Here is a 26,072-nt window from a genome sequence, read left to right on the forward strand (position 1 = left end):
CGATAGGGATCGTGTCGTACAGATCGGGCGGATCGGCTCGGTAGCCAGCGGAGAGAAGCGGTGACACTCGTTTATACCATCTTGATCATGCTGCTTGTGGTGGGCGCGACCCGCTTGAGTGCTCAGTTTCTTCCCGTGCCGCTTCCACTGATCCAGGTCGTTGTCGGGGCGTTACTGGCGTTGCCATCCCTGGGCTTGCATGTCGCGCTTGATCCTGAGCTATTTATGCTCTTATTCATTCCGCCACTTCTGTTCTCTGATGGGTGGCGCATGCCGAAGCGCGAACTCTGGCGGCTTCGGGCGCCTATCCTGACGCTGGCGTTTGGTCTGGTATTCATCACCGTTTTGGCCGCTGGCGCCTTTATTCACTGGTTGGTGCCTGGCTTGTCCTGGCCGGTAGCCTTTGCACTGGCCGCGGTTCTGTCGCCGACCGATGCCGTTGCGGTGTCCGGAATTGCACGTGGGAAACTGCCTAAGCGGCTGATGCATATCCTGCAGGGTGAAGCACTTTTCAATGATGCGTCCGGTCTTGTCACCTTTCGCTTTGCCGTAGCGGCTGCCATGACGGGCGTGTTTTCACTGGCAGATGCGAGTCTGACGTTTCTCATGGTTGCCATTGGCGGGCTCTTTACAGGGGCGGCGCTCAGCTGGCTGACAGGGCAGGCCCGTAACTGGCTGGTCGAGCATGGGTGGACGGATCCTGCACCCTATGTCGTCTTCTTGCTTCTATTGCCATTTGCCGCTTATGTCATTGCCGAACACCTGGGCTTCTCAGGCATTCTTTCTGCGGTTGCCGCCGGGCTTGTGCAAAGCCGTATCGACATGCTGCCCAGGCAGTCGCGTACTCGATTGCTCAACCACAGTATCTGGTCGATGCTGGAGTTCACCTTCAATGGACTGGTGTTCCTGCTCTTGGGCCTGCAGCTGCCCGACATCATTGCTGCCGTGCTCAAGCCTTCCGAGCATGTCTACAAGACGCTAGGGTGGCTGATGGGGGAGGTGACTCTAATCTTCCTGGCGCTGATCCTGCTGCGTTACCTGGTCATGAACCTGTATTGGCGCATCTCCCGACATCATGAGGCTATGCCGGGCAATGATTTCCAACGTACCGCAATTATTGCGTCAATTGCAGGTGTACGCGGGGCCGTGACGCTGGCAGGTGTACTGTCTCTACCCATTGTTCTCGCGAATGGACAGCCATTCCCCCAGCGCGATGTCCTGATCTTTATTGCTGCGGGCGTAATCCTGCTGTCCCTGCTGGCGGCCAGCATTGGATTGCCCCTGCTGCTGCGTGGACTAAGTGTGGGTACCAATGAGGCTGCCGACCGTGAGCGCCGAGAGATTCGGCGTAATACGGCAGAAGCAGCTCTTCGCGCCCTTGAGGCGGAAAGTATTGATGACGAAGATCCTGCGCGTGCGGGATTGAAGGCGGAAATCAAGACGCAGCTCATGGCCGAGTTTCGCGAACAGCTTGATATCTACCAGGACACGGAGGAGGTTCAGGCGCATGCCCGAATCAGTCTGTTTATTGAAACGCAGCTGCGGTTGCTGGCTATCCGGGCTCAGCGTCGGGAGCTCTATCGTATGCGCTTGTCTGGCGTAATCGACGATGAAATCGTCGCTGAAGTCCTGAGTGATCTGGACTTCAGCGAGGCGACACTGATGCGCAGCCTGCCAGCTTCAGCGGCAGGCTGAGCAGGCGTCAGCGGCTGCAGAATGCGCGGATACGCTCGGCTGCTTCGATACACTCGTTCAGAGGTGCGACCAAGGCCATGCGAACCCGATTGGCACCAGGATTCACGCCGTCCACCGTCCGGGAAAGGTAGGAGCCTGGCACAACGGTAACATGTTCCTTTGCGTATAGCTCACGGGCGAAGGACTCGTCATCTAACGGTGTCTTAGCCCAGAGGTAAAAACCGCCGTCCGGACGCTCGACGTCCAATACATCTTTTAGTATTGCCAGCACAGCGTCGAATTTTTCCCGGTAAAGCACGCGGTTCTCGCGTACGTGGATCTCATCGCTCCATGCGGCAATGCTGGCGCGCTGTACCTGGATCGGCATGGCGCAGCCGTGGTAGGTCCGATACAGCAGGAAGCGTTTGAGAATCTCGGCGTCCCCTGCAACGAAGCCTGAGCGCAAACCAGGTAGATTCGAGCGCTTGGACAGGCTGTGAAAGACCACGCAACGGCTGAAGTCCTTGCGACCCAGCTCCGCACAAGCCGTCAAAAGACCTGCAGGTGGGTTGTCTTCATCGAAATACAGCTCGCTATAGCACTCATCTGCTGCAATCACGAAGTCATGCTGGTCGGCCAGCTCGATCAAACGCTTCAAGGTCTCGACAGGCAACAATGCTCCGGTTGGATTGCCAGGAGAGCACAGGAACAGCAACTGGCAGCGATCCCATATTTCGGCTGGAACGGCATCGAAGTCAGGATTAAAACCTTTCTCGGGCAGGCAGGGCAGGTAGTGCGGCTGCGCACCAGCAAGCAGCGTGGCGCCTTCATAGATCTGATAGAAAGGGTTGGGGCTTACTACCAGCGCGTCTTCCTGGCGATTCACCACCGCCTGTGTAAAAGAGAAAAGCGCTTCGCGCGTGCCGGTTACCGGTAAGGCATGCTGAGCCGCATCCATCCAGCCAGTCGGTACACGAAAACGCTGCTCGCACCACGTCACAATCGCTTCGCGCAAAGCAGGCAGTCCGGCTGTTGTTGGATAGACCGCCAGTTGATCAAGGTGCTCGGTCAGCGCTTTTGCGACAAACGCTGGGGAGGGGTGTTTAGGTTCGCCGATTGATAACGCGATGGCCTTTTTATCTGCCGGTGGCTGGACACCTGCCAGCAGCGTGCGCAGTTTTTCGAAAGGGTAGGGCTGGAGCAGGTTCAAGGCATCGTTCATATACAGGTCTCGCGAGTGCAGCCTGGCCTTAGGCTGAGTTGTCCATTAGATACTGATGCGTAGCAACGGCGTTTCTGAGCCATTGGCCCCGCTTAGGTTTTTGATCAGCGCTTGTTGAAGTTGCTCGCACAGCTTCGGATCCGACAGGGGCTGCCCTTGAGCATCCGTAACATAAAAGACGTCTTCAACACGCTCGCCCAACGTGGCGATTTTGGCATTCTGAACCGACAGGTCGAAATCCAGGAATATACCGCCCACGCGAGCCAATAGGCCCGGGCGATCAGGGGCGGTCAGCTCAATCAGGCTCACGGCGCGCTGAGCATCCGTATAGATATTCACGTGTGGCGCGAACGCAAAATGTTTGAGCTGACGAGGAACACGTCGGTTGATGATGTTGGGGTACTCTTCAGGTGTTTTTAGGGCCTGGATCAAGCCGCTTCTGATCTGCTGGATACGGGCCGGGTTATTGCCGATAGAGCCTCCGTCCGCGTCGAGTACAACATAGGTATCCAGGGTAAACTGGCTGGTGGACGTAATAATGCGCGCGTCCTGGATGCTCAGGTTCAGCTGGTCCATTGCCGCCACAGTCACGGCAAAGAAGTCGTGCTGGTCCTGCGCATAAATGAAGATCTGGGTGCCGCCTTCAAACTCGCGTTGGGTAGTCTCCTTGATCAGGATCAGCGGATTACCGTCATTGGGATGACTCAAAATAGCTTCGGTGTGCCACGCTACATCGCTGGCAGTGTGACGCAGAAAATAGTCGTCACCGAGCTGCCCCCATAGGTGTTCGGCATCATCCTGATCGATGCCATTACGCACCAGAATATCGATGGCTGAACTCTGTGTCTGGCGAATTTGCTCTTCACGTTCTACCGGATTCTCAAGTCCGCGGCGCAAGGCACGCTTGGTCTCGGTATACAGCTGTCGCAGCAGACTGGCGCGCCAGGAGTTCCAGAGGTTGGGGTTGGTCGCGTTGATATCTGCCACAGTGAGCGCATAGAGATAATCCAGATGGACCTGGTCGCCTACCGTCTGTGCAAAGTCATGAATCACCAGGGGGTCAGACAAATCCTTGCGCTGCGCTGTGGTCGACATCGCCAAGTGATTGCGTACCAGCCAACAGATTAGGTTGCTGTCCCATTCGGGTAGCTGATGGCGGCGGCAGAACGCTTCGGCATCTACGGCGCCCAGCTCCGAATGATCACCGCCTCGGCCCTTGCCAATGTCATGGTAAAGACCGGCAATATAGATCAACTCCGGTTTAGGCAGCTTGTTCATCACCCGCGTGGCCAGAGGATACTTTTCCGTCATCTCCGGTCGGTTCAGTTTGCGCAGATGCTTGATCAGATTAAGTGTATGCGCATCGACCGTATAGATATGGAACAGGTCATGCTGCATCTGACCGATGATTTGGCCGAACTCCGGCAAGTACAGGCCAAGAATACCGTAGCGGTTCATACGGCGAAGGTTGCGATGAATGCCTTCGCGGCTCTTGAACAGCTCGATAAATAAGCTGGTGTTGCGGATGTCATGTCGGAATTCGTCATTGATTAGATGACGGTGGTCGCGAAGCAACCGGATCGTACCCGCAGAAACACCCTTGATTTCCGGGTGCTGAGCCATCAGCACGAAAATTTCCAGCAGTGCAAAGGGGGTGCGCTTGAATACCTCCGGATGCGTAACCTCAATATAGCCGTCCCGTAACTGGAAGCGGCTGTTAAGAGGCTGCGTTGGCTCGCTTTCGTCATCCCGCAGGATTGCTTCCTCAAAGTGCTGCATGACAACATCGTTGAGCTGGGCAATGTCCATGACCACGCGATAATACTTCTGCATGAAGCGCTCAACGGCCAGCTTCGCATCGCTGTCTTCATAACCCAGGAGGCCGGCGATGCGGCGCTGATGATCAAACAGGAGGCGATCCTCAGGTCGGCCTGCCAGCATATGCAGGGCATAACGCACCTTCCACAGGAACTCCTGACTGGAAGCCAGCAGCGAACATTCGCTTTCAGTCAGAAAACCCTGGCCAACCAGCGCATGCAGGTTCAGCGTCCCGAAATGGCGGCGTGCAACCCACAAGAGTGCCTGGATATCACGTAATCCACCCGGTGAGCCTTTGACGTTGGGCTCAAGGTTGTATTCCGTGTCGTTGTACTTGGCATGCCGGGCTTTCTGCTCATCCCGCTTTGCCAGAAAGAAATCACGGCTGGGCCACATTCGCTTGGGGCTGGTTACATCCAGCATCCTCAGACGAAGGGCTTCCGGGCCGGCAATGGTACGGCACTCCATCAGATTGGTGATGACGGTCAGGTCGGCCCTGGCCTCATCCGCGCACTCCTGAACCGAGCGCACACTCTGTCCGACAGCAAGGCCAATATCCCACAGCAACGTCAGGAAGCCTTCAATGGCTTCCCGATGCGCTTCCTGATCTTCTGAGCCCAATAAAATGAGCAAATCGATGTCCGATTGCGGATGCAGCTCGCCGCGGCCATACCCCCCTACGGCGAGCAAGGCAATCTGTGCATTACCCCAGTTCAGTCGTTGCCAGGCTTCGCACAGTATCTGGTCAACGAACCAGGCTCGATCCTCAACCAGGCGACGCGTACTGCGCCCGGCTGAAAATCGCTCGTCCAATACCTCATTTGCCTTGCGGACCGCCTTTTTGAACGCGGCGATGGGGCTGGTCTTTAATGCGAGTTCAGCCTGGAACTGTCCGCGGTCGAACAGTTCGGGATCTACCTGGGGCATACCCGTATTACCTCATGCGGGGGTGCGGGAAATGGTTTCGTCTTTGCGCAGTGTCAGAATTTCATAGCCATCGGCGGTAACCAGTACGGTGTGTTCCCACTGAGCAGACAGCTTGCGGTCCTTGGTGATGGCCGTCCAACCGTCACCAAGCAGCTTGGTTTCAGCGCGGCCCTGGTTGATCATCGGCTCAATGGTGAAGATCATGCCTTCCTTGAGTTCAAGGCCTGTTCCAGCACGCCCATAATGAACAACCTGCGGCTCCTCATGAAAGCCCTTGCCGATACCATGACCACAATACTCGCGCACCACGGAAAAACCCTGTTTTTCAGCGTGCTTCTGAATGATTTCGCCAATATCACCCAGCCGGGCGCCGGGGCGAACAACCGAAATACCTTTATATAGGCACTCCTGAGTTACCTCACAGAGTCGCTTTGCCCACTCGGCCACTTCGCCGACGCAATACATCTTGCTGGTATCGCCGTGGTAGCCGTCTTTGATAACCGTGATATCCACGTTAAGGATGTCGCCTTTCTTGAGTGGCTTGTCATTGGGGATGCCATGACAGACGACATGATTAAGCGAAGTACAAATAGACTTGGGGTAGCCCTTGTAATTGAGTGGCGCCGGAATAGCCTGTTGCACATTGACGATATAGTCGTGGCAAAGCTTATTCAGCTCCTCGGTCGTAACGCCCGGCTTAACATGCTCATCCAGCATTTCCAGTACATCAGCCGCCAGTTGGCCGGCGATACGCATTTTCTCGATGTCTTCAGGGGTCTTGATAATAACGGTCATTAGAATCTCTAAGCGCTGCGCAGGCAGCCTGCATATGAACTAAAATAAGAGGGTTGGACAGGATTCTAACAAACCTGTCCTTCGTCACCATCCCAATCGCAGTAGTCTGCCATGGTTTAATTCAGCTGACTTCTGTGGTATAAAGCGCGGCGCTTTTCGGGCAATAGCCCTAAAACGCCCTAAACCCCACACACGTATCGGCACGATGGCCTGGGTGCTCTGCAAGGAGTTGGCCATTGGGATGCGTGGAGGCCCAACCCGACTTATTGAGGAAATATCAATGTCCCAAGTCAACATGCGCGACATGCTGAAGGCCGGTGTGCACTTCGGCCACCAGACCCGTTACTGGAACCCGAAAATGGGTAAGTACATTTTCGGCGCGCGTAACAAGATTCACATCATCAACCTCGAAAAGACTTTGCCGATGTTCAACGAAGCGCTGAGCTTTGTTGAGCGCCTGGCTTCTGGCAAGAACAAAATCCTGTTCGTTGGTACCAAGCGTTCCGCTGGCAAGATCGTTCGCGAAGAAGCTGCTCGTTGTGGCATGCCTTTCGTGGATCACCGCTGGTTGGGCGGTATGCTGACGAACTATAAGACTATTCGTCAGTCCATCAAGCGTCTGCGTGAGCTTGAAGTTCAGGCTGAAGACGGCACCTTCGGCAAGCTGACCAAGAAAGAAGCGCTGATGCGCACTCGCGATCTCGAGAAGCTCGAGCGCAGCTTGGGTGGTATCAAGGAGATGGGCGGTCTGCCGGACGCTCTGTTCGTTATCGACGTTGATCATGAGCGCATCGCGATCACCGAAGCGAACAAGCTTGGTATCCCGGTTATCGGTGTTGTTGATACCAACAGCAGCCCTGAAGGCGTTGATTACATCATCCCGGGTAACGATGACGCCTTCCGCGCTGTCCAGCTGTACCTGAGCGCCACGGCTGATGCCGTACTGCGTGGTAAGCAGAACGCAGGTGCAACACCTGAAGAGTTCGTTCAAGAAGCAGCGAGTGAAGCTGCTGAAGGCTGATTGACCCTGTCGTAAAGACTTGGACATTCAGTGAGCAGGAAGGGGGCTAGGCCCCCTTTTTGCCACTCAGAGAATTACTGCCCTAGGGCATTGGTTTAGACACTGATTCAAGAGGATTCGAGCATGGCAGAGATTACTGCGGCCCTGGTCAAAGAACTGCGTGAGCGTACCGGCCTTGGCATGATGGATTGCAAGAAGGCGTTGACTGCTGCCGGCGGCGACATCGAGAAAGCCATCGATGATATGCGTGCAGCTGGCGCCATCAAGGCGGCCAAGAAGGCTGGTAACATCGCTGCTGAAGGTGCGATTGCTGTCAAGGTTTCCGACGACAACAAGGCTGCTCTGATCATCGAAGTCAACTCCCAGACTGACTTCCTGGCTCTGCAGGATGACTTCAAGGCTTTCGTTGCAGATAGCTTGAATAAGGCGTTCGATCAGAAGCTGACTGATGCTGCTCCGCTGGTAGAGTCCCAGGAAGAGGCGCGTCTGGCGCTGGTTTCCAAGACAGGCGAAAACGTCACTATTCGTCGCCTGACTCGTGTAGAAGGTGATGTGATAGGTGCCTACCTGCACGGCCACCGCATCGGTGTTGTTGTTGCTCTGAACGGTGGTACGCCTGAGCTGGCTCGTGATATCGCGATGCACATTGCTGCAAGCAACCCTCAGTTCCTGAATCCTTCCCAGGTTTCTGAAGAAGCGATTGCCAAGGAAAAAGAAATCTTCCTGGCACTGAACGCAGACAAGATTGCTGGTAAGCCGGAAAATATTGTTGAAAACATGGTCAAAGGCCGTATCAACAAGTTCTTGGCTGAGGCAAGCCTGGTTGAGCAGCCTTTTGTAAAGGATCCGGAAGTTAAAGTTGGTGATCTGGCCAAGAAGGCTGGCGCTGAAATCGTTTCCTTCGTCCGTTACGAAGTAGGTGAAGGTATCGAGAAAGCCGAAGTGGACTTCGCAGCTGAGGTGGCCGCTCAGGTCGCAGCCAGCAAGCAGTAAGACGCTATCGATGCTGAAAAAGAGGCTGCCCGCCACCGCGTGCGGCCTCTTTTTTCAAGTAGCGAAGGTATGGGTTTTCTTTTTTATTTGGTAACGATCCCACTATCGATGCGTCACCGCTGACGTTCCGGTTCGGTAATGGGAAAATGATTTGTTTTTTATTATTTCAAATCGTCGCAGGAGAGACTGAATGGCTCAGCAGATGAGTGGTCGCCAACCCCGTTACAAACGTATTCTGCTTAAACTCAGCGGCGAAGCCCTAATGGGATCCGAAGATTTCGGCATTGACCCAAAAGTGCTTGATCGTATGTCCTTGGAGATCGGTCAGCTTGTTGGTATCGGTGTTCAGGTCGGGCTGGTGATTGGTGGTGGTAACCTGTTCCGTGGGGCTGCGTTGTCAGCCGCAGGTATGGACCGTGTTACGGGTGACCATATGGGTATGCTGGCTACCGTTATGAATGCGCTGGCCATGCGTGATTCCCTGGAGCGCTCCAATATCCCGGCAACTGTTATGTCAGCCATCTCTATGGTGGGTGTGACCGATCAGTATGATCGTCGTAAGGCTATGCGTCAGTTGCAGAACGGCGAGGTGGTTATTTTCTCGGCCGGTACGGGTAACCCATTCTTTACCACTGATTCGGCTGCCTGCTTGCGTGCTATCGAAGTTGAGGCTGATCTGGTGCTTAAAGCAACCAAGGTCGATGGCGTGTACACTGCAGATCCTTTCAAGGACCCGAATGCGGAAAGGTTCGATCGCTTGACGTATGACGAAGTGCTCGACCGTAAGCTGGGCGTGATGGACCTGACAGCAATCTGTCTGTGTCGTGATCATAAGATGCCGCTTCGGGTGTTCAATATGAATAAATCCGGCGCCTTGCTGAATATTGTTGTAGGCGGCGGAGAAGGTACTTTGATCGAAGAGGGCACAGTATGATCAATGAAATAAAGCAAGACGCTCAAAGCCGAATGACCAAGACCATTGAAGCGCTTGGTCACGCTTTCGCCAAGATCCGTACTGGACGCGCTCATCCAAGCATTCTTGATAGCGTTATGGTGTCCTATTACGGTAGCGACACGCCGCTGCGCCAGGTGGCCAACGTGACAGTGGAAGATTCCCGCACGTTGGCGCTGACTGTTTTTGATAAAAGCATGATTCAGGCTGTTGAAAAAGCCATCATGACTTCGGATCTGGGACTGAACCCAGCGACAGCCGGGACTACCATTCGCGTCCCGATGCCGGCTCTCACTGAGGAAACTCGAAAGGGTTTCACTAAGCAGGCGCGCCAGGAGGCTGAACAGGCTCGTGTTTCCGTGCGGAATATTCGCCGTGATGCGCTGGCTCAGCTGAAGGATCTGCTCAAGGAAAAGGAAATCAGCGAAGACGAAGAGCGTCGTGCGCAGGATGAGATCCAGAAATTGACTGATAAATATGTCGCTGAGGTCGATAAGGCCTTGGAGGCTAAGGAAACTGATTTGATGGCCGTTTGACGGCAGGGATGCAAGATGGGCAATAGCGACCCTAGTTCTGTAGTACCGCGTCATGTCGCCATTATCATGGATGGTAATAACCGCTGGGCTCGCCGGCGGTTACTGCCTGGAGTGGCAGGACATAGAGCTGGTGTCGACGCTGTTCGTGCGGCTATAGAAGTCTGCGCGGACGCCGGTGTCGAAGTGCTCACGTTGTTTGCGTTTTCCAGTGAAAACTGGCGGCGCCCGACTGATGAAGTCAGTGCATTGATGGAGCTGTTTCTATCAGCGCTTCGAAGGGAAGCCAAAAAGCTCGATCAGAACGGCATACGTCTTCGCATCATTGGAGATCGTTCCAGGTTTCATCCTGAACTGCAGCGTGAGATGGAGCAGGCAGAAGCCTTGACTGCTGGTCATACAAGACTGGTACTCCAGGTGGCTGCCAATTATGGTGGTCAGTGGGACATCGCCCAGGCGGCCCAGCGGCTGGCGCAGGCAGTCAAGGAGGGTACGCTTGAGCCTGAGCGGATAACGCCTGAGTTACTTCAGAACTGCTTGACCACCGCAGGCATGCCTTTACCTGATCTATGTATCCGTACGGGTGGAGAGCATCGCATCAGCAATTTCCTGCTCTGGCAATTGGCTTATGCGGAGCTATATTTTTCCGACTTGTTCTGGCCTGACTTCAAACATGAGGCTATGCGTAAGGCGTTGGCGGATTATGCGACGCGGCAAAGACGCTTTGGAAAGACCAGTGAACAGATTGAAGCAGAAGTGAGAGCATCATGCTAAAGCAAAGGGTCCTTACCGCTCTGGTGTTGCTGCCCATAGCGATTGGGGGCTTCTTTTTGCTAGAAGGTGGGATATTCGCTGCCTTTATCGGAGCGGTGGTTTCCCTGGGTGCTTGGGAGTGGGCTCGGCTTTCCGGGCTCGTCTCTCAGGCGGCTCGTGTAGGTTATGCAGCTGTAATTGCTTTCCTTCTTCTGCTCTGCTGGCAGATGCCTCAGCTGGCGTTGGCTATCCTGCCGATGGCAGTGGCTTGGTGGATTTTTGCTGCCGTGCTCGTAATGACCTATCCAGAAAGCGCTCATTACTGGAAGTCAACTTGGCGACGCCTTTTGATTGGTGTGGCTATCTTGGTTCCTGCCTGGCAGGGGTTGATCCTGCTGAAGCAGTGGCCTCTCAATAATTGGCTTATTCTTGGTGTCATGCTGCTGGTATGGGTGGCTGACATTGGTGCTTATTTTTCCGGCAAAGCATTTGGCAAGCGCAAGCTTGCTCCCAAGGTAAGTCCAGGTAAAAGCTGGGAGGGCATGATTGGCGGCCTAATAGCCAGTCTTGTGCTGACATTGGGTGTAGGTCTCTATCGCGGATGGGATGCCAATACTTTGATTAAGGCTCTGATCGGTGCTTCGCTAGTGGTCGTTATTTCGGTTGTAGGTGATCTTACGGAGAGCATGTTCAAGCGACAGGTAGGGCTTAAGGACAGTAGCCAGCTTCTACCTGGGCATGGCGGCATCATGGATCGTATTGATAGTCTGACCGCTGCAGTACCTCTTTACGCAGCACTTCTCTGGTGGTCGGGCTGGGGTGTTATGTGACTAGTCCTCAAAACATCACTGTACTGGGTGCTACCGGATCGATAGGTCTTAGTACTTTAGATGTCATTGCACGTCATCCTGATCGTTACAGAGCATTTGCGTTAACTGGCTATACCAGGCTCGATGAGCTCGGAGCGCTTTGTATCACTCATGAGCCGAGGTTTGCTGTAGTGCCGGGCAGCGCGCAGGCCGAAGCGCTGGAACATAGAATCAAGGCGGCTGGACTCTCGACGCAAGTGCTGGTCGGTGAGGCAGGGCTAAGTGAAGTATCAGCTCATCCTGATGTTGATGCTGTTATGGCTGCTATCGTTGGCGCGGCAGGTCTTAAGCCTACCCTTGCAGCCGTCAAGGCAGGAAAAAAGGTTCTCCTTGCCAATAAAGAGGCGCTTGTCATGAGCGGCTCCCTGTTTATGCAGGCTGTCAAAACGTACAACGCAAAGCTGTTACCAATTGATAGTGAGCACAATGCCATTTTTCAATGCCTGCCAGTAGGCTATGAAGAGGGACTGGTGGCAAAAGGGGTGCGGCGAATTTTGCTGACGGCTTCAGGCGGGCCTTTCCGTGAAACCTCATTGGACGTATTGCGTGACGTTACGCCTGACCAGGCGTGCGCGCATCCTAACTGGTCGATGGGACGTAAAATTTCAGTAGACTCTGCCACCATGATGAACAAGGGGTTGGAGTTCATTGAGGCCTGTTGGTTGTTCAATGCAAGGCCTGATCAGGTTGAAGTTGTTGTTCATCCTCAAAGTGTTATCCATTCGTTAGTGGACTACATTGATGGTTCGGTTCTTGCGCAGTTGGGCAATCCCGACATGCGTACGCCAATTGCTCATGCATTGGCATGGCCTGAGCGAATAGAGTCCGGGGTTAGCCCTCTTGATCTGTTTGCAGTAGCACGCCTTGATTTTCAAAAGCCTGATGAGCAGCGCTTTCCTTGCCTCAGATTGGCGAGAGAAGCTATTAGCGCAGGTGGCACCGCGCCTGCCATATTGAACGCTGCGAACGAAGTGGCAGTAGATGCCTTTCTAAACGGTAGAGCACGCTTTGATGAGATACCGCAGATCATCGAGGCTGTGCTCCAGCAGGAAACAATCTCTGCCGTAACCGATCTTGAATGTGTCATGCAAGCGGATCGCCATGCCAGGGACTCAGCCAATGTCTGGCTTGAGCGCCACAGGCGCTAAGCGCGGAGGAACGCCATGAGTGCACTGTATATGATTCTTGGAACCCTGATTGCATTAGGGGTGTTGGTTACTTTCCATGAGTTTGGGCACTTTTGGGTTGCTCGTCGATGTGGTGTCAAGGTCCTGCGTTTCTCTGTTGGATTTGGTAAGGCGCTATTTCGTTGGCATGACAGGCAGGGAACTGAGTTCGTAGTAGCAGCAATACCGCTTGGCGGTTATGTAAAAATGCTGGACGAGCGAGAAGGGGAGGTTTCTGCTGACCAGATCGACCAGACGTTCAATCGTAAGTCTGTATATCAGCGTATCGCTATCGTAGCGGCGGGTCCGGTGGCCAATTTCTTATTGGCTATCGTGTTCTTTTGGGCTCTGGCCATGCTTGGAACTCAGCAGGTCAAGCCTGTCGTCGGAAAAGTCGATGAAGGTAGTCTTGCTGCGCAAGCAGGCTTGCAGGCAAACGATGAAATCGTCTCGGTTGATGGGAAGGCCGTTTCCGGATGGGGTGAGGTCAACCTCAAGCTGGTTCGCCGTCTCGGTGAAACGGGTACGTTGGTCGTGGAAACTCGCGAGTCTGGTAACAGTCAGCAAGAAGTACATTCCATTCGGCTTGATGGTTGGCTCAAGGACTCTGATAGCCCGGACCCTATTGGATCTCTCGGCATACATCCATGGCGTCCGGCACTGCCACCTGTTGTGGCTGAACTAGATCCTGAGGGGCCTGCCTCCAGAGCAGGTATTCAGTCTGGTGATAGTATTGTTTCGGTTGAGGGTTCATCGGTTAACGACTGGCAAGAGGTGGTCGATTATGTTCGTGCCCACCCGAATCAAACAGTAAACCTAGTGCTTAATCGTTCCGGAATTGAGCGCTCTGTCCCAGTTATGCTTTCTAGTAAAGGTGATGCAAAAAGTGCCTCTGGCTACTTGGGCGCTGGTGTCAAGGGCGTGGAATGGCCCTCTGAAATGCTTCGGGAGGTCAGCTATGGCCCGCTGGAGGCCGTAGGTCAGGGACTTTTGCGTACTTGGACCATGAGTTTGCTGACGCTCGACTCGCTTAAGAAAATGTTGCTTGGGGAACTCTCGGTAAAAAACTTGAGTGGGCCGATAACCATTGCTAAAGTGGCGGGCGCTTCTGCCCAGTCAGGTGTCAGTGACTTCTTAAACTTCCTGGCCTACCTGAGCATAAGCCTTGGGGTTTTAAACCTGCTTCCTGTGCCGGTACTGGACGGTGGACATTTGTTGTTCTACTTCGTCGAGTGGGCAAGAGGGAAACCTGTATCCGAGCGCATTCAGGCGTGGGGTATGCAGATTGGTATAAGCCTAATTGTTGGTGTCATGTTACTGGCTCTGGTCAATGACCTTGGGCGTCTGTAACTCGCCGCTGAACGCTTAGTCTGCCGTATAAGCGGTAGGCTATTTATTTGTCAGTTGGAATAAAAAAGGGACTCATGAAACGCTTGCTGCTACCTGCGGTAATAGCCGCGCTGATGATCGGCGAGGTTCACGCCGAGTCCTTCACCATCTCCGATATTCGTGTAAACGGTTTGCAGAGGGTTTCTGCCGGAAGCGTTTTCGGTGCATTACCTCTTAACGTAGGCGATGCTGTAGATGATCGTCGCCTTTCCGATGCGACTCGCTCCCTGTTCCGTACGGGTTTTTTCCAAGATATTCAATTAGGGCGTGACGGTAACGTCCTGGTTGTGAGCGTAGTTGAGCGCCCCTCGATTTCAAGCATCACTATTGAGGGCAACAAGGCGATCTCAGAAGACGACCTTAAAAAAGGTCTTCAACAATCGGGTTTGGCTGAAGGTGAAATTTTCCAGCAGGCAACGCTGGAAGGTGTGCGCAATGAGCTGCTTCGTCAGTATGTTGCTCAAGGTCGCTATTCTGCCAATATCGAAACCGAGGTTATTCCGCAGCCACGTAACCGCGTTCAGTTGAAAATCAAAATCAACGAAGGTGAAGTGGCAACGATCTCTCAGGTCAATATTGTCGGAAATCATGTGTTTCCAGAGCAGGATCTAATAGATCTGTTCGAATTGAAGAAAAGCCATCTGCTTTCTTTCTTCAAAAACGACGATAAATATTCCCGTGAAAAACTTTCTGGCGATCTTGAGCGCTTGCGCTCCTATTACCTTGATCGTGGTTATATCAATATGGATATCACCTCGACTCAGGTATCGATTACGCCTGATAAGAAACACGTCTATATTACGGTCAACGTCAACGAAGGTGAAAAATACACCGTTCGGGATGTAAAACTTTCAGGTGACCTGAAAGTGCCGGAAGAAGAAATTCGCAGGCTGATGTTGGTACAGCCCGGACAGGTGTTCTCTCGAAAGGTGATGACTGGCACCTCAGATCTGATCACCCGCCGCCTCGGGAATGAAGGCTATACGTTCGCTAATGTGAACGGTGTACCGGAACCACATGATGATGACCATACGGTTTCGTTGACCTTTGTAGTCGATCCCGGCAAGCGTGCCTATGTAAATCGTATCAATTTCCGTGGCAATACCAAGACGGAAGATGAAGTCCTCCGCCGCGAAATGCGCCAGATGGAAGGTGGCTGGGCGTCCACTTACCTGATTGATCAGTCCAAAACCCGTTTGGAACGTCTGGGCTATTTCAAGGAAGTCAATGTCGAGACGCCGCAGGTTCCTGGCACTGACGATCAGGTCGACGTGAATTACTCTGTGGAAGAACAACCGTCTGGTTCTATTACCGCAAGTGTTGGCTTTGCTCAAAGTGCGGGTTTGATCCTGGGTGGATCTATCAGCCAGAGCAACTTCTTGGGTACTGGTAATAGAGTAAGCGTAGGCTTGACGAGAAGTCAGTATCAGACTCGCTACAATTTCAGCTTTACTGATCCATACTGGACCGATGACGGTGTGAGCCTTGGCTATAACGCCTTCTATCGCTCAACCAACTATGATGATCTGGATGTTGATATTTCCAGTTACTCCATCAATAGCCTCGGCTTTGGGGTAAATTTTGGCTATCCGATCAGTGAAACGTCTCGACTGAACTTTGGGCTTGGCGTTCAGCGTGATGAGCTTGACCCCAATAACTATACTGTCGACGAAGTTTATAAATTCATTGAACAGGAAGGGGATAGTTTCACTAACTTTAAAGCTTCGATCGGCTGGTCAGAGTCAACCCTAAATAAAGGCGTGCTGGCTACTCGAGGGCACTCGCAAAGTCTTTCTCTGGAAACAACAATTCCGGGAAGCGATCTGAGCTATTACAAAGTTGACTATCGTGGTCAGATTTTTGCTGGGTTAACGCAGAATACTGCACTTCGCTTCCATACCGAGCTGGGATATGGCGATGGTTATGGTTCAACCAGCGGCTTGCCATTTTATGAAAATTACTATGCTGGTGGTTTTAATTCAGTTCGTGGTTTTGAAGATAGCAGCCTTGGTCCGAGGAGTACTCCTGCTTCTGGAAGATATAAGGCTCAAGGTCAAGAAACAGATACCGATCAAGATCCTGAACCATTTGGCGGTAATGTGTTGATCACAGGCGGGGCCGAATATCTGTTCCCCTTGCCTTTCGTGAAAGATCAGCGTCAGCTGCGAACAGTGCTGTTCTGGGATGTGGGTAGTGTCTTCGACACCAAGTGCCGCTTGGTCGACAAGGATAGCGCCAGCTGTAACAAGGTCAGCTTTTCCAATATGGCAAGCTCCGTGGGCGTTGGCGTGACTTGGGTAACTGCGTTGGGTCCGTTAAGCTTCAGCTTAGGTATGCCAGTTAAAAAGCCTGATAATGCTGACACGCAAGTATTCCAGTTCTCGCTGGGCCAGACGTTCTAATTGATCCAACTCTATATCGCGTTTAAACGCAGGAGTGCATTGTGCGTAAGTTCTTCCGTTTCGCCTTGATCGCCGCCGCTGTTGTTGCCACCCCGGCTTTTGCCGAGATGAAGATTGCGGTGCTCAATTATCAGATGGCACTCCTGGAGTCGGATGCAGCAAAAAAATACGCTGTAGACGCTGAGAAAAAGTTCGGCCCACAGCTTAACAAGCTGAAGGCACTGGAAGGTGATGCAAAGAATATTCAAAGTCGCCTTGCTGCCGGGGGCGATAAAATGAAGGATTCTGAACGTGACCGTCTTGAGTCGGACTTCAAGCAGAAAGCGCGTGACTTCCAGTTTCAGTCAAAAGAGCTGAACGAAGCCAAGGCCGCAGCTGATCGCGATATGCTGAAGCAGCTCAAGCCGAAGCTGGATAAAGCGGTGGAAGAAGTATTGAAGAAGGGCAACTACGACATCGTCATCGAGCGTGGCGCTGTGGTTGATGCCAAGCCTCAATATGATATTACACGTGATGTTATCGAGCGGATGAACCAGAACCGCTAATGATGACCTCTACCGCTTACACTCTAAGGCAGCTGGCAGAGCGCCTTGGAGCTGAGCTCCGGGGAAACCCGGAGCTTCTCATTTCTGGTCTTGCGACATTGCAGGATGCCCAGCCCGAGCAGTTGAGTTTCCTTGCCAATGCCCAGTACAAGAAATATTTGGCTGACACCAAAGCGGGTGCTGTGATCCTGCATCCGACTGAGGTGGAAGGATTTTCAGGCAATTGCCTGGTAATCGCCAATCCTTACCTTGCCTATGCGCAGCTTTCCCATCTGTTTGATCGAAAGCCTCTGCCGAAAGTTGGTATTCATCCTTCCGCCCTGGTCGCTGAGGATGCTTTTGTAGACCCTACGGCAAGTGTCGGTGCGTATGCAGTTATCGAGTCAGGTGTATCGATAGGTGCAGGTGTTGTCATTGGAGCGCATTGCTTCGTCGGTGCTCGTAGTCAGATCGGCGAAAACGGATGGCTTGCACCGCGAGTTACGCTGTATCACGACGTTCGAGTTGGGAAGCGAGTGGTTATCCAGTCTGGCGCCGTTATCGGCGGCGAGGGATTTGGTTTTGCGAACCATCAGGGGCAATGGAAAAAAATTGCTCAGCTGGGTGGTGTCAGTATTGGCGATGATGTCGAGATTGGCGCCAATACTACTATCGATCGAGGCGCGCTGGCCGACACGATCATCAGTAATGGCGTTAAGCTCGACAACCAGATAATGATTGCTCACAACGTACAAATTGGTGAGCACACAGCGATGGCGGCTTGCGTAGGGATCTCGGGCAGTACCAAGATCGGACGCCATTGCACGATTGCCGGCGGTGTCGGCATGGTTGGACATATTGAGGTCTGCGATAACGTTTTCGTTACTGGCATGACCATGGTTACCCGCTCGATTACCGAGCCAGGCGCTTATTCTTCCGGCACGGCAATGCAGCCTGCTGCCGAATGGAGAAAAAGTGCGGCTCGTATCCGTCACCTGGATGATATGGCTCGGCGTCTGCAGCTTCTCGAAAAAACAGTAGCTGCCGTGACCTTACAGGATGACGCTGCTTCTGATGCAGAGTAACGCATCGGGCGTTTCCTTTTTTTTGAACAGGCCCCTCCAGATATGATGGACATTAACGAGATTCGCGAATACTTGCCTCACCGCTACCCGTTCCTGTTGGTGGACCGGGTAGTGGAGCTGGACATTGAAGGCAAGCGTATTCGTGCCTACAAAAATGTCAGCATCAACGAACCCTTTTTTAATGGTCATTTCCCTCAGCATCCCATTATGCCGGGTGTTTTGATTATCGAAGCAATGGCGCAAGCGGCAGGGATTCTTGGCTTCAAGATGATGAATTCTTCTCCGGCAGAGGGAACCCTGTATTACTTTGTCGGCTCGGATAACATGCGCTTTCGTCAGCCTGTTTTGCCGGGCGATCAGTTGCAGCTGGAAGCTCGTTTCATTAGTTGCAAGCGCGGCATTTGGAAGTTCGAATGCCAAGCAACAGTTGACGAGAAAGCGGTATGCTCTGCTGAAATTATCTGTGCGGAACGCAAACTATGAGTTTGATCGACCCTAGGGCGATCATTGAGCCAGGCGCCAAACTGGCTGACGACGTCAAGGTTGGGCCTTGGTCCATCGTAGGCGCCGATGTTGAAGTGGGTGAGGGCACGGTCATAGGCCCGCACGTTATACTGCATGGACCAACGGTCATCGGTAAGCACAACCGCATCTACCAGTTTTCTACGATTGGAGAGGACACCCCAGACCTCAAGTACAAGGGTGAACCTACGCGCCTTGTTATTGGTGACCATAATGTCATTCGCGAGGGTGTCACGATCCATCGGGGGACCGTTCAGGACCGTAGCGAAACCACTATTGGTGACCATAACCTGCTGATGGCATATGTCCACATCGGGCATGACAGTGTGATAGGCAATAACTGCATTCTGGTCAATAACACGGCGTTGGCAGGGCATGTCCATGTGGATGACTGGGCAATTTTGTCCGGTTACACACTGGTACATCAATTTTGCCGTATCGGTGCACACAGCTTTTCAGGTATGGGCACTGCCATCGGTAAGGATGTGCCTGCCTACGTAACGGTCTTTGGCAACCCGGCCGAAGCGCGCAGCATGAATTTTGAAGGCTTGCGCCGCCGTGGTTTTTCCAGTGAAGCGATTCATGCCCTCCGTCGTGCTTACAAGGTTGTCTACCGCCAAGGTTTGACGGTTGACGAAGCATTGAAGGAATTGGAGCAGGTTGCTCTTGAGTTTCCCGAAGTTGCAGTCTTCAGGGACTCTATAGTCAGCTCCACACGCGGCATAACACGTTAATCCTTTCAAGGCCGCAGATGCGGCCTTCAGTTTATATTGGCGCTATTAAAGAGCTGGGTATGTCTGCCTTGAATCGACCCTTGCGAATCGCTCTCGTTGCCGGTGAGGCTTCTGGGGATATTTTGGGCTCAGGCCTTATGAGAGCGCTTAAAGCACGGCATTCGGCTGTCGAGTTCATTGGTGTTGGCGGTCCGCGCATGGAGGCAGAGGGCATGAGCTCGGCCTTTCCCATGGAGCGACTCTCCGTCATGGGGCTGGTAGAGGTGCTAGGCCGGCTTCGAGAGCTTTTGCGACGTCGAAAAGAGCTTATCCAGACACTCATACAGTCCCGCCCCGATGTCTTTATTGGCATTGATGCGCCAGATTTCGTACTTGAAATGGAGCAGCAGCTTCGTGCCGCAGGGATACCGACTGTTCATTATGTCAGTCCCTCTGTCTGGGCATGGCGGCAAAAGCGTGTTCTTAAGATTCGTGAGGCCTGCGATCTCATGTTGACGTTGTTTCCTTTTGAAGCCCGCTTCTATGAGGAAAAGCAGGTTCCCGTGCGTTTTGTTGGGCACCCGCTGGCCGATACCATTCCGCTTGATCCTGATCGCATGCTTGCCCGCAAAGTTTTGGGCTTGCCGCCAGACGGGCCAGTCGTTGCTTTGCTCCCAGGAAGTCGTGGTGGTGAAGTTTCACGGCTGGGTGCTCTTTTTTTCGATGCCGCAGAACGGTTGAGTGCGTTAAGGCCTGATATTCAATTTGTATTGCCTTGTGCCAATGAGCATCGGCGTAAGCAGATAGAGTCACTACTTGAAGGCCGCTCTGTTCGTGTGATGTTGACTCAGGGGCAGTCACATGAAGTGCTGGCCAGCTGTAATGCTGTGCTTATTGCTTCAGGAACGGCCACATTGGAAGCAATGCTTTTTAAACGTCCAATGGTGGTCGCCTATAAGGTGGCTCCATTGACGTACTGCATCTTGAAACGGATGGTAAGGAGTCCTTATATCTCTTTACCGAACTTGCTGGCAGGCAAGCCTCTTGTTCCCGAGTTGATTCAGGACGATGCCACGGCAGAAAGATTGGTAAACGCGATATTGCCTCTTTTGGATGATCCCTCTATGCAAACAGAAGGATTTGAAGCTATTCATCACGCATTACGTCAGGACGCGTCACGACAAGCCGCAGATGCAGTACTGACGCTTATTGGGGTTGATTGATGCAATTGGGTTTGGATTTCACATTGGTGCAGGAATTGGTCGCAGGTGTCGATGAAGTAGGACGAGGTCCCTTATGTGGGCCTGTCGTTACCGCTGCTGTGATCCTGGACCCAGCACGTCCTATCCATGGGCTCAATGACTCTAAAAAGCTTACCAAGGCGCGCCGCGAGGCGTTGTTTGAAGAAATTCATGAAAAGGCATTGGCATGCTGTATCGCTCGCGCCGATGTTGATGAAATTGATGCGATCAATATCCTTCATGCAACCATGCTGGCAATGAAGCGGGCGGTTGAAGGACTGGCTGTTTTACCCAAGCTTGCCTTGATCGATGGTAATCGCTGCCCGGTATTGTCGGTTCCAAGTGCTGCGGTGATCAAGGGTGACAGTCAGGTGCCTGCTATCGCAGCAGCGTCTATATTGGCTAAGGTCTCTCGAGATCGGGAAATGGCAGAAATGGATCTGCTTTATCCAGGATATGGCTTGGCAGGTCACAAGGGGTATCCCACAGCTGAGCATCTTGATGCACTTAAACGGCTTGGCCCTACGCCTATACATCGACGCTCATTCGCGCCCGTGCGGGATGCTTTTGCTGCGTTGGAAGTCAGCGTGAGGCAAGTTTCAGGGGCTATGGCGCTCTAATCGAAGATTAAGAAAAAACGAACCGACGGACGGCGACGCCTGTATTTTCTAGGCTGAACAGTGTTGGCGCATTCATTTGCCTGAGCATGCATATCTGCTCATTCCTATCAAGCTTCTAGCTTGTCCTCCCGGTTAGTACAATTCCGGTTCGTTTTTGCATGATTGTCGGGGTTTCCATGACCGTATCCTTTGTTCACTTGCGTTTGCATACTGAATATTCGCTGGTTGATGGTCTGGTCAGGGTAAAGCCCTTGGTCAAGTCGGTAGCGGGGGCAGGCATGCCTGCTGTAGCTGTGACAGACCAGAATAATTTGTGCTCGCTGGTAAAGTTTTACAAGGCTGCTATGGGGGCCGGTATCAAGCCCATCTGTGGCGCCGACCTGTGGCTGGCCAATCCTGACGAGGAGGGGCCGCTTACCCGCCTGACCTTGCTGGTTATGAACAAGCAAGGCTATAGAAATCTGACTGAGCTGGTTTCGCGCGGTTATCAGGAAGGACAGCACGAAGGCCAAATCATTGTCCAACGTGAGTGGGTCAAGGCGGCTGCTGACGGCTTGATTGCGCTTTCCGGCTCTAAAGAGGGTGAGGTAGGGCTGGCCTTGCTGGCCGGTGACAATCTACGCGCCGAGCGGTTGTTAGGTGAATGGCTGGACGTCTTTGGTGATCGTTTTTACCTGGAGGTGCAGCGTACCCAGCGCGTCAATGATGAAGAGCATCTTCACGCCGCGGTTGCCTTGGCGGATCGTTGCAACGTACCGCTTGTAGCAACCAATGATGTTCGTTTTATCAAGCAGGAAGACTTCGAGGCCCATGAAACGCGGGTCTGTATTGGTGAGGGACGTGTACTCGATGATCCGTTGCGTCCTCGTACCTATAGCGATCAACAGTACCTCAAGTCTCCTGAGGAGATGTGGGAGCTTTTTAGTGATCTGCCAGAGGCCTTAGAAAATACGGTCGAAATCGCCAAGCGCTGCAACATTGAAGTGCAGCTTGGCAAATATTTCTTGCCTAATTTCCCCATTCCCGAAGGCATGACCATTGACGATTACCTGCGAAAGGTATCGTTTGACGGATTGGAAGAGCGCCTAGCGGTACTCCTGCCTAAGGAAACGCCGGATTACGAGGCCAAGCGGCAAGTCTATGTGGATCGCTTGAACTTCGAGCTGAATATCATCATTCAGATGGGGTTTCCTGGCTACTTCCTCATCGTAATGGACTTCATTCAGTGGGCGAAGAACAATGGCGTCCCGGTGGGGCCGGGTCGTGGGTCGGGTGCTGGCTCGCTGGTAGCGTATGTGCTGAAAATTACGGATCTGGATCCGCTGGCCTATGACCTGCTGTTCGAGCGCTTCCTTAACCCTGAACGTATTTCCATGCCTGACTTCGATGTCGATTTCTGCATGGACGGTCGTGACCGCGTAATTGATTATGTTGCAGGCGCCTATGGGCGTAACGCGGTCAGTCAGATCATCACCTTTGGCACCATGGCCGCAAAGGCGGTGGTTCGTGACGTTGCCCGTGTGCAGGGTAAGTCTTACGGTCTGGCCGACAGATTGTCCAAGATGATCCCCTTCGAAGTAGGCATGACGCTTCAGAAAGCCTATGAGCAGGAGGAGATGCTTCGTGACTTCCTCAAGGTCGACGAAGAGGCCCAGGAAATCTGGGACATGGCGCTCAAACTGGAGGGTATCACTCGGGGAACCGGTAAGCATGCGGGTGGTGTGGTAATCGCACCTACCAAACTGACAGACTTCTCTCCCGTTTCTTGCGATGAGGGCGGTAACGGACTGGTTACCCAGTTCGATAAGGACGATGTAGAGCAGGCGGGCCTGGTGAAGTTCGACTTCCTGGGTTTGCGAACATTGACCATCATCAAATGGGCAATGGAAACGATCAATCGAGAGCATGCTGCAAAAGGGCTCGATCCGGTTAACATCGACTTTATCCCGCTGGATGACAAGAAGACCTACGATCTCTTGCAGAAGGCGGAGACGACGGCCGTGTTCCAGCTGGAATCCCGCGGCATGAAAGAGCTGATCAAAAAGCTCAAGCCCGACTGCCTGGAAGACCTGATTGCATTGGTGGCCTTGTTCCGTCCGGGGCCGCTGCAGTCAGGCATGGTAGATGACTTCATCAACCGAAAGCACGGCCGTGCCGAGCTGGCCTATCCCCACCCCGATTATCAGTATGAAGGGCTCAAGCCTGTCCTGGCTCCTACCTATGGCATCATCCTGTATCAAGAGCAGGTTATGCAGATTGCCCAGGTCATGGGGGGCTATACCCTGGGTCAGGCCGACATGCTGCGTCGCGCCATGGGTAAGAAAAAGCCGGAGGAAATGGCCAAGCAGCGGGGCGGCTTTATTGAAGGTTGTGCCAATAATGGCATCGATGCTGAGCTTGCCGGTAACATCTTTGATCTGGTAGAAAAATTTGCGGGTTATGGCTTCAACAAGTCCCACTCGGCTGCCTATGGTCTGGTGTCCTATCAAACTGCCTGGCTGAAGGCGCATTTCCCTGCGCCGTTCATGGCTGCGGTGTTGTCAGCGGATATGCACAACACCGACAAGGTGGTAATCCTCATTGAGGAATGCCGCCATATGAAACTGCGGATCGATGCGCCGGATGTGAACATCTCTGACTTCAAGTTCACTGTAAATGAAGGTGGACGCATCGTTTACGGTCTTGGTGCTATCAAGGGGGTTGGTGAGGGTCCGGTAGAGGCGATTGTAGAAGCGCGCCAGGAGGGGCCTTTCAAGGATCTGTTTGATTTCTGCGACCGTGTCGATCTCAAGCGCATCAACAAACGTACCCTTGAAGCGCTTATTCGCTCGGGAGCGCTGGATCGCCTGGGGCCGCATTATCATGACGAGCTCAAGGCCTACCAGGCGGCTATCGATCAGAATCGCTCAGTGCTGTTGGCCGCAATGGAAGAGGCGATTGCGGCAGCCGAGCAAACGGCACGGAGCAATAACAGCGGGCATATGGATTTATTCGGGGGTGTATTTGCCGAGCCGGAAGCCGATGTCTACGTTAATCATTACAAGGCACGAGCGCTGACGCTCAAGGAGCGTCTGCGGGGAGAAAAAGAAACCCTCGGCCTGTACCTGACGGGGCATCCGATCGATGAGTATGAGGGTGAAGTACGGCGACTGGCTCGCCAGCGCATTGTGGACCTTAAGCCCTCTCGTGAAACCCAGACGGTTGCCGGCCTTATCGTCAATCTGCGTGTGATGAAAAACAAGCGCGGCGATAAGATGGGGTTTGTTACACTGGATGATCGCTCGGGCCGGATTGAGGCTTCGCTGTTTGCCGAAGCATTTCATGCTGCTCAGTCCTTGTTGCAGACTGACGCCTTGGTCATTGTTGAGGGCGAAGTCAGCCAGGATGATTTCTCGGGCGGCTTGAGACTGCGCGCCAAGCGCGTGCTGGGCCTGGAAGAGGCTCGCACCGCATTGGCTGAAAGTCTGCGCATCTCGGTTGCAAGCGATGCATTGAAAGGCGACCGTCTTCGGTGGTTGGCCGACCTCTGTACCAAGCATCGGGGCGCTTGCCCGGTTACGCTGGATTATCGAAGCCAGGATGCCAGGGCCCTGCTGCAATTTGGCGAGCAGTGGAGAATCGATCCTGGTGATGGCCTGATACAGGCACTACGTGACCAGTTTGGAAGAGAAAACGTCTTCCTGAACTACCGTTGATCCGAGCGGCGCGAGTGCCGCTCATTCGACCAAACCATGCCAATGGCCTCAAGGGTTGAGGCGGCAGATCTCGATAATTGATCTGCCGGCCTCGACCTGATCCGCCTGATCTTTTAAGGTAGGCGACCCGGCCGCTGGCTCAAGATTGCAAGACGGATACTCATGAACCCGAACTATCTCGATTTCGAACAGCCGATCGCTGACCTCCAGGCCAAGATTGAAGAGCTTCGCTTGGTTGGTAATGACAATTCGCTGAACATCAGTGACGAGATTGCCCGGCTGCAGGAAAAGAGCCAGGCACTGACCAAAAGTATTTTCGGTAGTCTGAGCAGCTGGCAGGTGGCTCGTCTGGCGCGTCACCCCTTGCGGCCCTACACGCTGGACTATATCAGCCATCTTTTCGTTGATTTCGAAGAGCTTCATGGCGACCGTCATTTCGCCGATGATCCAGCCATCGTTGGCGGTATCGCTCGGCTGGATGATCAACCCGTCATGGTCATCGGTCATCAGAAGGGGCGTGAGGTGCGTGAAAAGGTACGTCGTAATTTTGGTATGCCTCGCCCGGAAGGTTACCGTAAAGCCTGCCGTCTGATGGAAATGGCCGAGCGTTTCAAGATGCCGATTCTGACGTTTATCGATACTCCCGGTGCTTATCCGGGGATCGATGCCGAAGAGCGTGGACAAAGTGAGGCGATTGCCTGGAATCTGCGTGTCATGTCGCGTTTGAAAACGCCTATCATCGCAACCGTGATCGGCGAGGGTGGTTCTGGTGGCGCCCTGGCAATTGGCGTGTGCGACCAGCTGAACATGCTTCAACATTCGACTTACTCTGTGATTTCGCCTGAAGGCTGCGCCTCGATTCTCTGGAAAACTGCCGAGAAGGCGCCTGATGCGGCTGAAGCCATGGGCATTACTGCGGAGCGTTTAAAGGGGCTGGGTATTGTAGATACCGTTATCGATGAGCCACTGGGCGGTGCCCATCGTGATCCCGCTGTAATGTCTGCTTCCATTCGTGAAGCTCTGGTAGATCAGCTTGACATGCTCAAGAAATTCTCCAGCGAAGAGTTGTTGACGAGTCGTTACGAGCGTCTGATGAGCTACGGTATTTCCTGATCTGTCTCCACGTATGTCCGGCCCATGCCGGACATATGCTTAAGC

At 53.2% G+C, this 26,072-nt stretch carries 21 protein-coding genes; 18 read left to right on the forward strand and 3 right to left on the reverse strand.

Annotated features, from left to right (window positions below; genetic code table 11):
* Positions 1–60: 60 nt before the first annotated feature.
* A complete protein-coding gene (locus B3729_RS02290) occupies positions 61–1,695 on the forward strand; it encodes a Na+/H+ antiporter (RefSeq protein ID WP_286786937.1) in 1,635 nt (544 codons plus the stop codon).
* Positions 1,696–1,702: 7 nt separating this feature from the next.
* Here B3729_RS02290 and dapC read toward each other — a convergent pair whose 3' ends face one another.
* Genes dapC through map form a run of 3 tightly spaced genes read right to left on the reverse strand, consistent with a single transcriptional unit; the run spans position 1,703 to position 6,436 of the window.
* Positions 1,703–2,896, reverse strand: coding sequence for a succinyldiaminopimelate transaminase (gene dapC / locus B3729_RS02295; protein WP_286786938.1), 1,194 nt, complete (start codon positions 2,894–2,896; stop codon positions 1,703–1,705).
* A 45-nt stretch (positions 2,897–2,941) separates the two neighbouring features.
* A complete protein-coding gene (locus tag B3729_RS02300) occupies positions 2,942–5,641 on the reverse strand; it encodes a [protein-PII] uridylyltransferase (RefSeq protein WP_286786939.1) in 2,700 nt (899 codons plus the stop codon).
* Between the two features lie 12 nt (positions 5,642–5,653).
* Positions 5,654–6,436 (reverse strand): type I methionyl aminopeptidase, encoded by a 783-nt coding sequence (gene map / locus B3729_RS02305; protein WP_010797376.1) that lies wholly within the window; start codon positions 6,434–6,436, stop codon positions 5,654–5,656.
* Positions 6,437–6,716: 280 nt separating this feature from the next.
* On the opposite strand from map, the gene rpsB reads away from it, so the two are divergent.
* The 17 genes from rpsB (at position 6,717) to B3729_RS02390 (ending at position 26,027) form a co-directional block, all read left to right on the forward strand.
* Positions 6,717–7,457, forward strand: coding sequence for a 30S ribosomal protein S2 (gene rpsB, locus B3729_RS02310; protein WP_010797377.1), 741 nt, complete (start codon positions 6,717–6,719; stop codon positions 7,455–7,457).
* A gap of 123 nt (positions 7,458–7,580) precedes the next feature.
* Positions 7,581–8,450, forward strand: coding sequence for a translation elongation factor Ts (gene tsf, locus B3729_RS02315; protein WP_010797378.1), 870 nt, complete (start codon positions 7,581–7,583; stop codon positions 8,448–8,450).
* A gap of 190 nt (positions 8,451–8,640) precedes the next feature.
* Complete coding sequence (gene pyrH, locus B3729_RS02320; protein WP_010797379.1) at positions 8,641–9,384, forward strand: UMP kinase; 744 nt, start codon at positions 8,641–8,643, stop codon at positions 9,382–9,384.
* Entirely contained in the window at positions 9,381–9,938 is a 558-nt protein-coding gene (gene frr / locus B3729_RS02325) for a ribosome recycling factor (protein ID WP_010797380.1), read from the forward strand. The genes pyrH and frr overlap by 4 nt, the downstream gene beginning before the upstream one ends.
* A gap of 15 nt (positions 9,939–9,953) precedes the next feature.
* Positions 9,954–10,709: a polyprenyl diphosphate synthase gene (uppS, locus tag B3729_RS02330; RefSeq protein ID WP_010797381.1), complete on the forward strand. Its 756-nt coding sequence runs from the start codon at positions 9,954–9,956 to the stop codon at positions 10,707–10,709.
* A complete protein-coding gene (locus B3729_RS02335; RefSeq protein ID WP_010797382.1) occupies positions 10,703–11,518 on the forward strand; it encodes a phosphatidate cytidylyltransferase in 816 nt (271 codons plus the stop codon). The genes uppS and B3729_RS02335 overlap by 7 nt, the downstream gene beginning before the upstream one ends.
* Entirely contained in the window at positions 11,515–12,705 is a 1,191-nt protein-coding gene (gene ispC / locus B3729_RS02340) for a 1-deoxy-D-xylulose-5-phosphate reductoisomerase (protein ID WP_286786940.1), read from the forward strand. Before B3729_RS02335 ends, ispC begins: the two co-directional genes overlap by 4 nt.
* A gap of 15 nt (positions 12,706–12,720) precedes the next feature.
* Positions 12,721–14,073, forward strand: a complete 1,353-nt coding sequence (rseP, locus tag B3729_RS02345) for an RIP metalloprotease RseP (protein WP_286786941.1) — start codon at positions 12,721–12,723, stop codon at positions 14,071–14,073.
* Between the two features lie 74 nt (positions 14,074–14,147).
* Entirely contained in the window at positions 14,148–16,514 is a 2,367-nt protein-coding gene (gene bamA / locus B3729_RS02350; RefSeq protein ID WP_286786942.1) for an outer membrane protein assembly factor BamA, read from the forward strand.
* Positions 16,515–16,555: 41 nt separating this feature from the next.
* A complete protein-coding gene (locus B3729_RS02355; RefSeq protein ID WP_074828089.1) occupies positions 16,556–17,059 on the forward strand; it encodes an OmpH family outer membrane protein in 504 nt (167 codons plus the stop codon).
* A complete protein-coding gene (gene lpxD / locus B3729_RS02360) occupies positions 17,059–18,123 on the forward strand; it encodes a UDP-3-O-(3-hydroxymyristoyl)glucosamine N-acyltransferase (RefSeq protein WP_286786943.1) in 1,065 nt (354 codons plus the stop codon). Before B3729_RS02355 ends, lpxD begins: the two co-directional genes overlap by 1 nt.
* 42 nt (positions 18,124–18,165) lie before the next feature.
* On the forward strand, positions 18,166–18,606 hold the full coding sequence (fabZ, locus tag B3729_RS02365) for a 3-hydroxyacyl-ACP dehydratase FabZ (RefSeq protein WP_010797388.1): 441 nt from the start codon (positions 18,166–18,168) through the stop codon (positions 18,604–18,606).
* Positions 18,603–19,379 (forward strand): acyl-ACP--UDP-N-acetylglucosamine O-acyltransferase, encoded by a 777-nt coding sequence (gene lpxA / locus B3729_RS02370; protein WP_010797389.1) that lies wholly within the window; start codon positions 18,603–18,605, stop codon positions 19,377–19,379. The genes fabZ and lpxA overlap by 4 nt, the downstream gene beginning before the upstream one ends.
* Before the next feature lie 68 nt (positions 19,380–19,447).
* Positions 19,448–20,581 (forward strand): lipid-A-disaccharide synthase, encoded by a 1,134-nt coding sequence (gene lpxB / locus B3729_RS02375; protein ID WP_286787080.1) that lies wholly within the window; start codon positions 19,448–19,450, stop codon positions 20,579–20,581.
* Positions 20,581–21,219 (forward strand): ribonuclease HII, encoded by a 639-nt coding sequence (rnhB, locus tag B3729_RS02380; RefSeq protein WP_286786944.1) that lies wholly within the window; start codon positions 20,581–20,583, stop codon positions 21,217–21,219. The genes lpxB and rnhB overlap by 1 nt, the downstream gene beginning before the upstream one ends.
* Before the next feature lie 176 nt (positions 21,220–21,395).
* Complete coding sequence (dnaE, locus tag B3729_RS02385) at positions 21,396–24,914, forward strand: DNA polymerase III subunit alpha (protein WP_286786945.1); 3,519 nt, start codon at positions 21,396–21,398, stop codon at positions 24,912–24,914.
* 162 nt (positions 24,915–25,076) lie between these two features.
* Entirely contained in the window at positions 25,077–26,027 is a 951-nt protein-coding gene (locus tag B3729_RS02390; RefSeq protein WP_286786946.1) for an acetyl-CoA carboxylase carboxyltransferase subunit alpha, read from the forward strand.
* The last annotated feature ends 45 nt before the right edge of the window (positions 26,028–26,072 follow it).

Source organism: Pseudomonas sp. UBA3149 (genome assembly GCF_002364655.1).
Taxonomy (GTDB): Bacteria; Pseudomonadota; Gammaproteobacteria; order Pseudomonadales; family Pseudomonadaceae; genus Chryseomonas; species Chryseomonas luteola.

What these genes read in the sequence shown, in the direction of transcription:
- bamA (WP_286786942.1), top strand. Translation starts at nt 14,148, where the DNA reads ATGAAACGCTTGCTGCTACCTGCGGTAATAGCCGCGCTGATGATCGGC.
- rnhB (WP_286786944.1), top strand. Translation starts at nt 20,581, where the DNA reads ATGCAATTGGGTTTGGATTTCACATTGGTGCAGGAATTGGTCGCAGGT.
- B3729_RS02300 (WP_286786939.1), bottom strand. Translation starts at nt 5,641, where the DNA reads ATGCCCCAGGTAGATCCCGAACTGTTCGACCGCGGACAGTTCCAGGCT.
- rpsB (WP_010797377.1), top strand. Translation starts at nt 6,717, where the DNA reads ATGTCCCAAGTCAACATGCGCGACATGCTGAAGGCCGGTGTGCACTTC.
- lpxD (WP_286786943.1), top strand. Translation starts at nt 17,059, where the DNA reads ATGATGACCTCTACCGCTTACACTCTAAGGCAGCTGGCAGAGCGCCTT.
- pyrH (WP_010797379.1), top strand. Translation starts at nt 8,641, where the DNA reads ATGGCTCAGCAGATGAGTGGTCGCCAACCCCGTTACAAACGTATTCTG.
- dapC (WP_286786938.1), bottom strand. Translation starts at nt 2,896, where the DNA reads ATGAACGATGCCTTGAACCTGCTCCAGCCCTACCCTTTCGAAAAACTG.
- tsf (WP_010797378.1), top strand. Translation starts at nt 7,581, where the DNA reads ATGGCAGAGATTACTGCGGCCCTGGTCAAAGAACTGCGTGAGCGTACC.
- fabZ (WP_010797388.1), top strand. Translation starts at nt 18,166, where the DNA reads ATGATGGACATTAACGAGATTCGCGAATACTTGCCTCACCGCTACCCG.
- B3729_RS02390 (WP_286786946.1), top strand. Translation starts at nt 25,077, where the DNA reads ATGAACCCGAACTATCTCGATTTCGAACAGCCGATCGCTGACCTCCAG.
- map (WP_010797376.1), bottom strand. Translation starts at nt 6,436, where the DNA reads ATGACCGTTATTATCAAGACCCCTGAAGACATCGAGAAAATGCGTATC.
- lpxA (WP_010797389.1), top strand. Translation starts at nt 18,603, where the DNA reads ATGAGTTTGATCGACCCTAGGGCGATCATTGAGCCAGGCGCCAAACTG.
- frr (WP_010797380.1), top strand. Translation starts at nt 9,381, where the DNA reads ATGATCAATGAAATAAAGCAAGACGCTCAAAGCCGAATGACCAAGACC.
- uppS (WP_010797381.1), top strand. Translation starts at nt 9,954, where the DNA reads ATGGGCAATAGCGACCCTAGTTCTGTAGTACCGCGTCATGTCGCCATT.
- rseP (WP_286786941.1), top strand. Translation starts at nt 12,721, where the DNA reads ATGAGTGCACTGTATATGATTCTTGGAACCCTGATTGCATTAGGGGTG.
- dnaE (WP_286786945.1), top strand. Translation starts at nt 21,396, where the DNA reads ATGACCGTATCCTTTGTTCACTTGCGTTTGCATACTGAATATTCGCTG.
- B3729_RS02335 (WP_010797382.1), top strand. Translation starts at nt 10,703, where the DNA reads ATGCTAAAGCAAAGGGTCCTTACCGCTCTGGTGTTGCTGCCCATAGCG.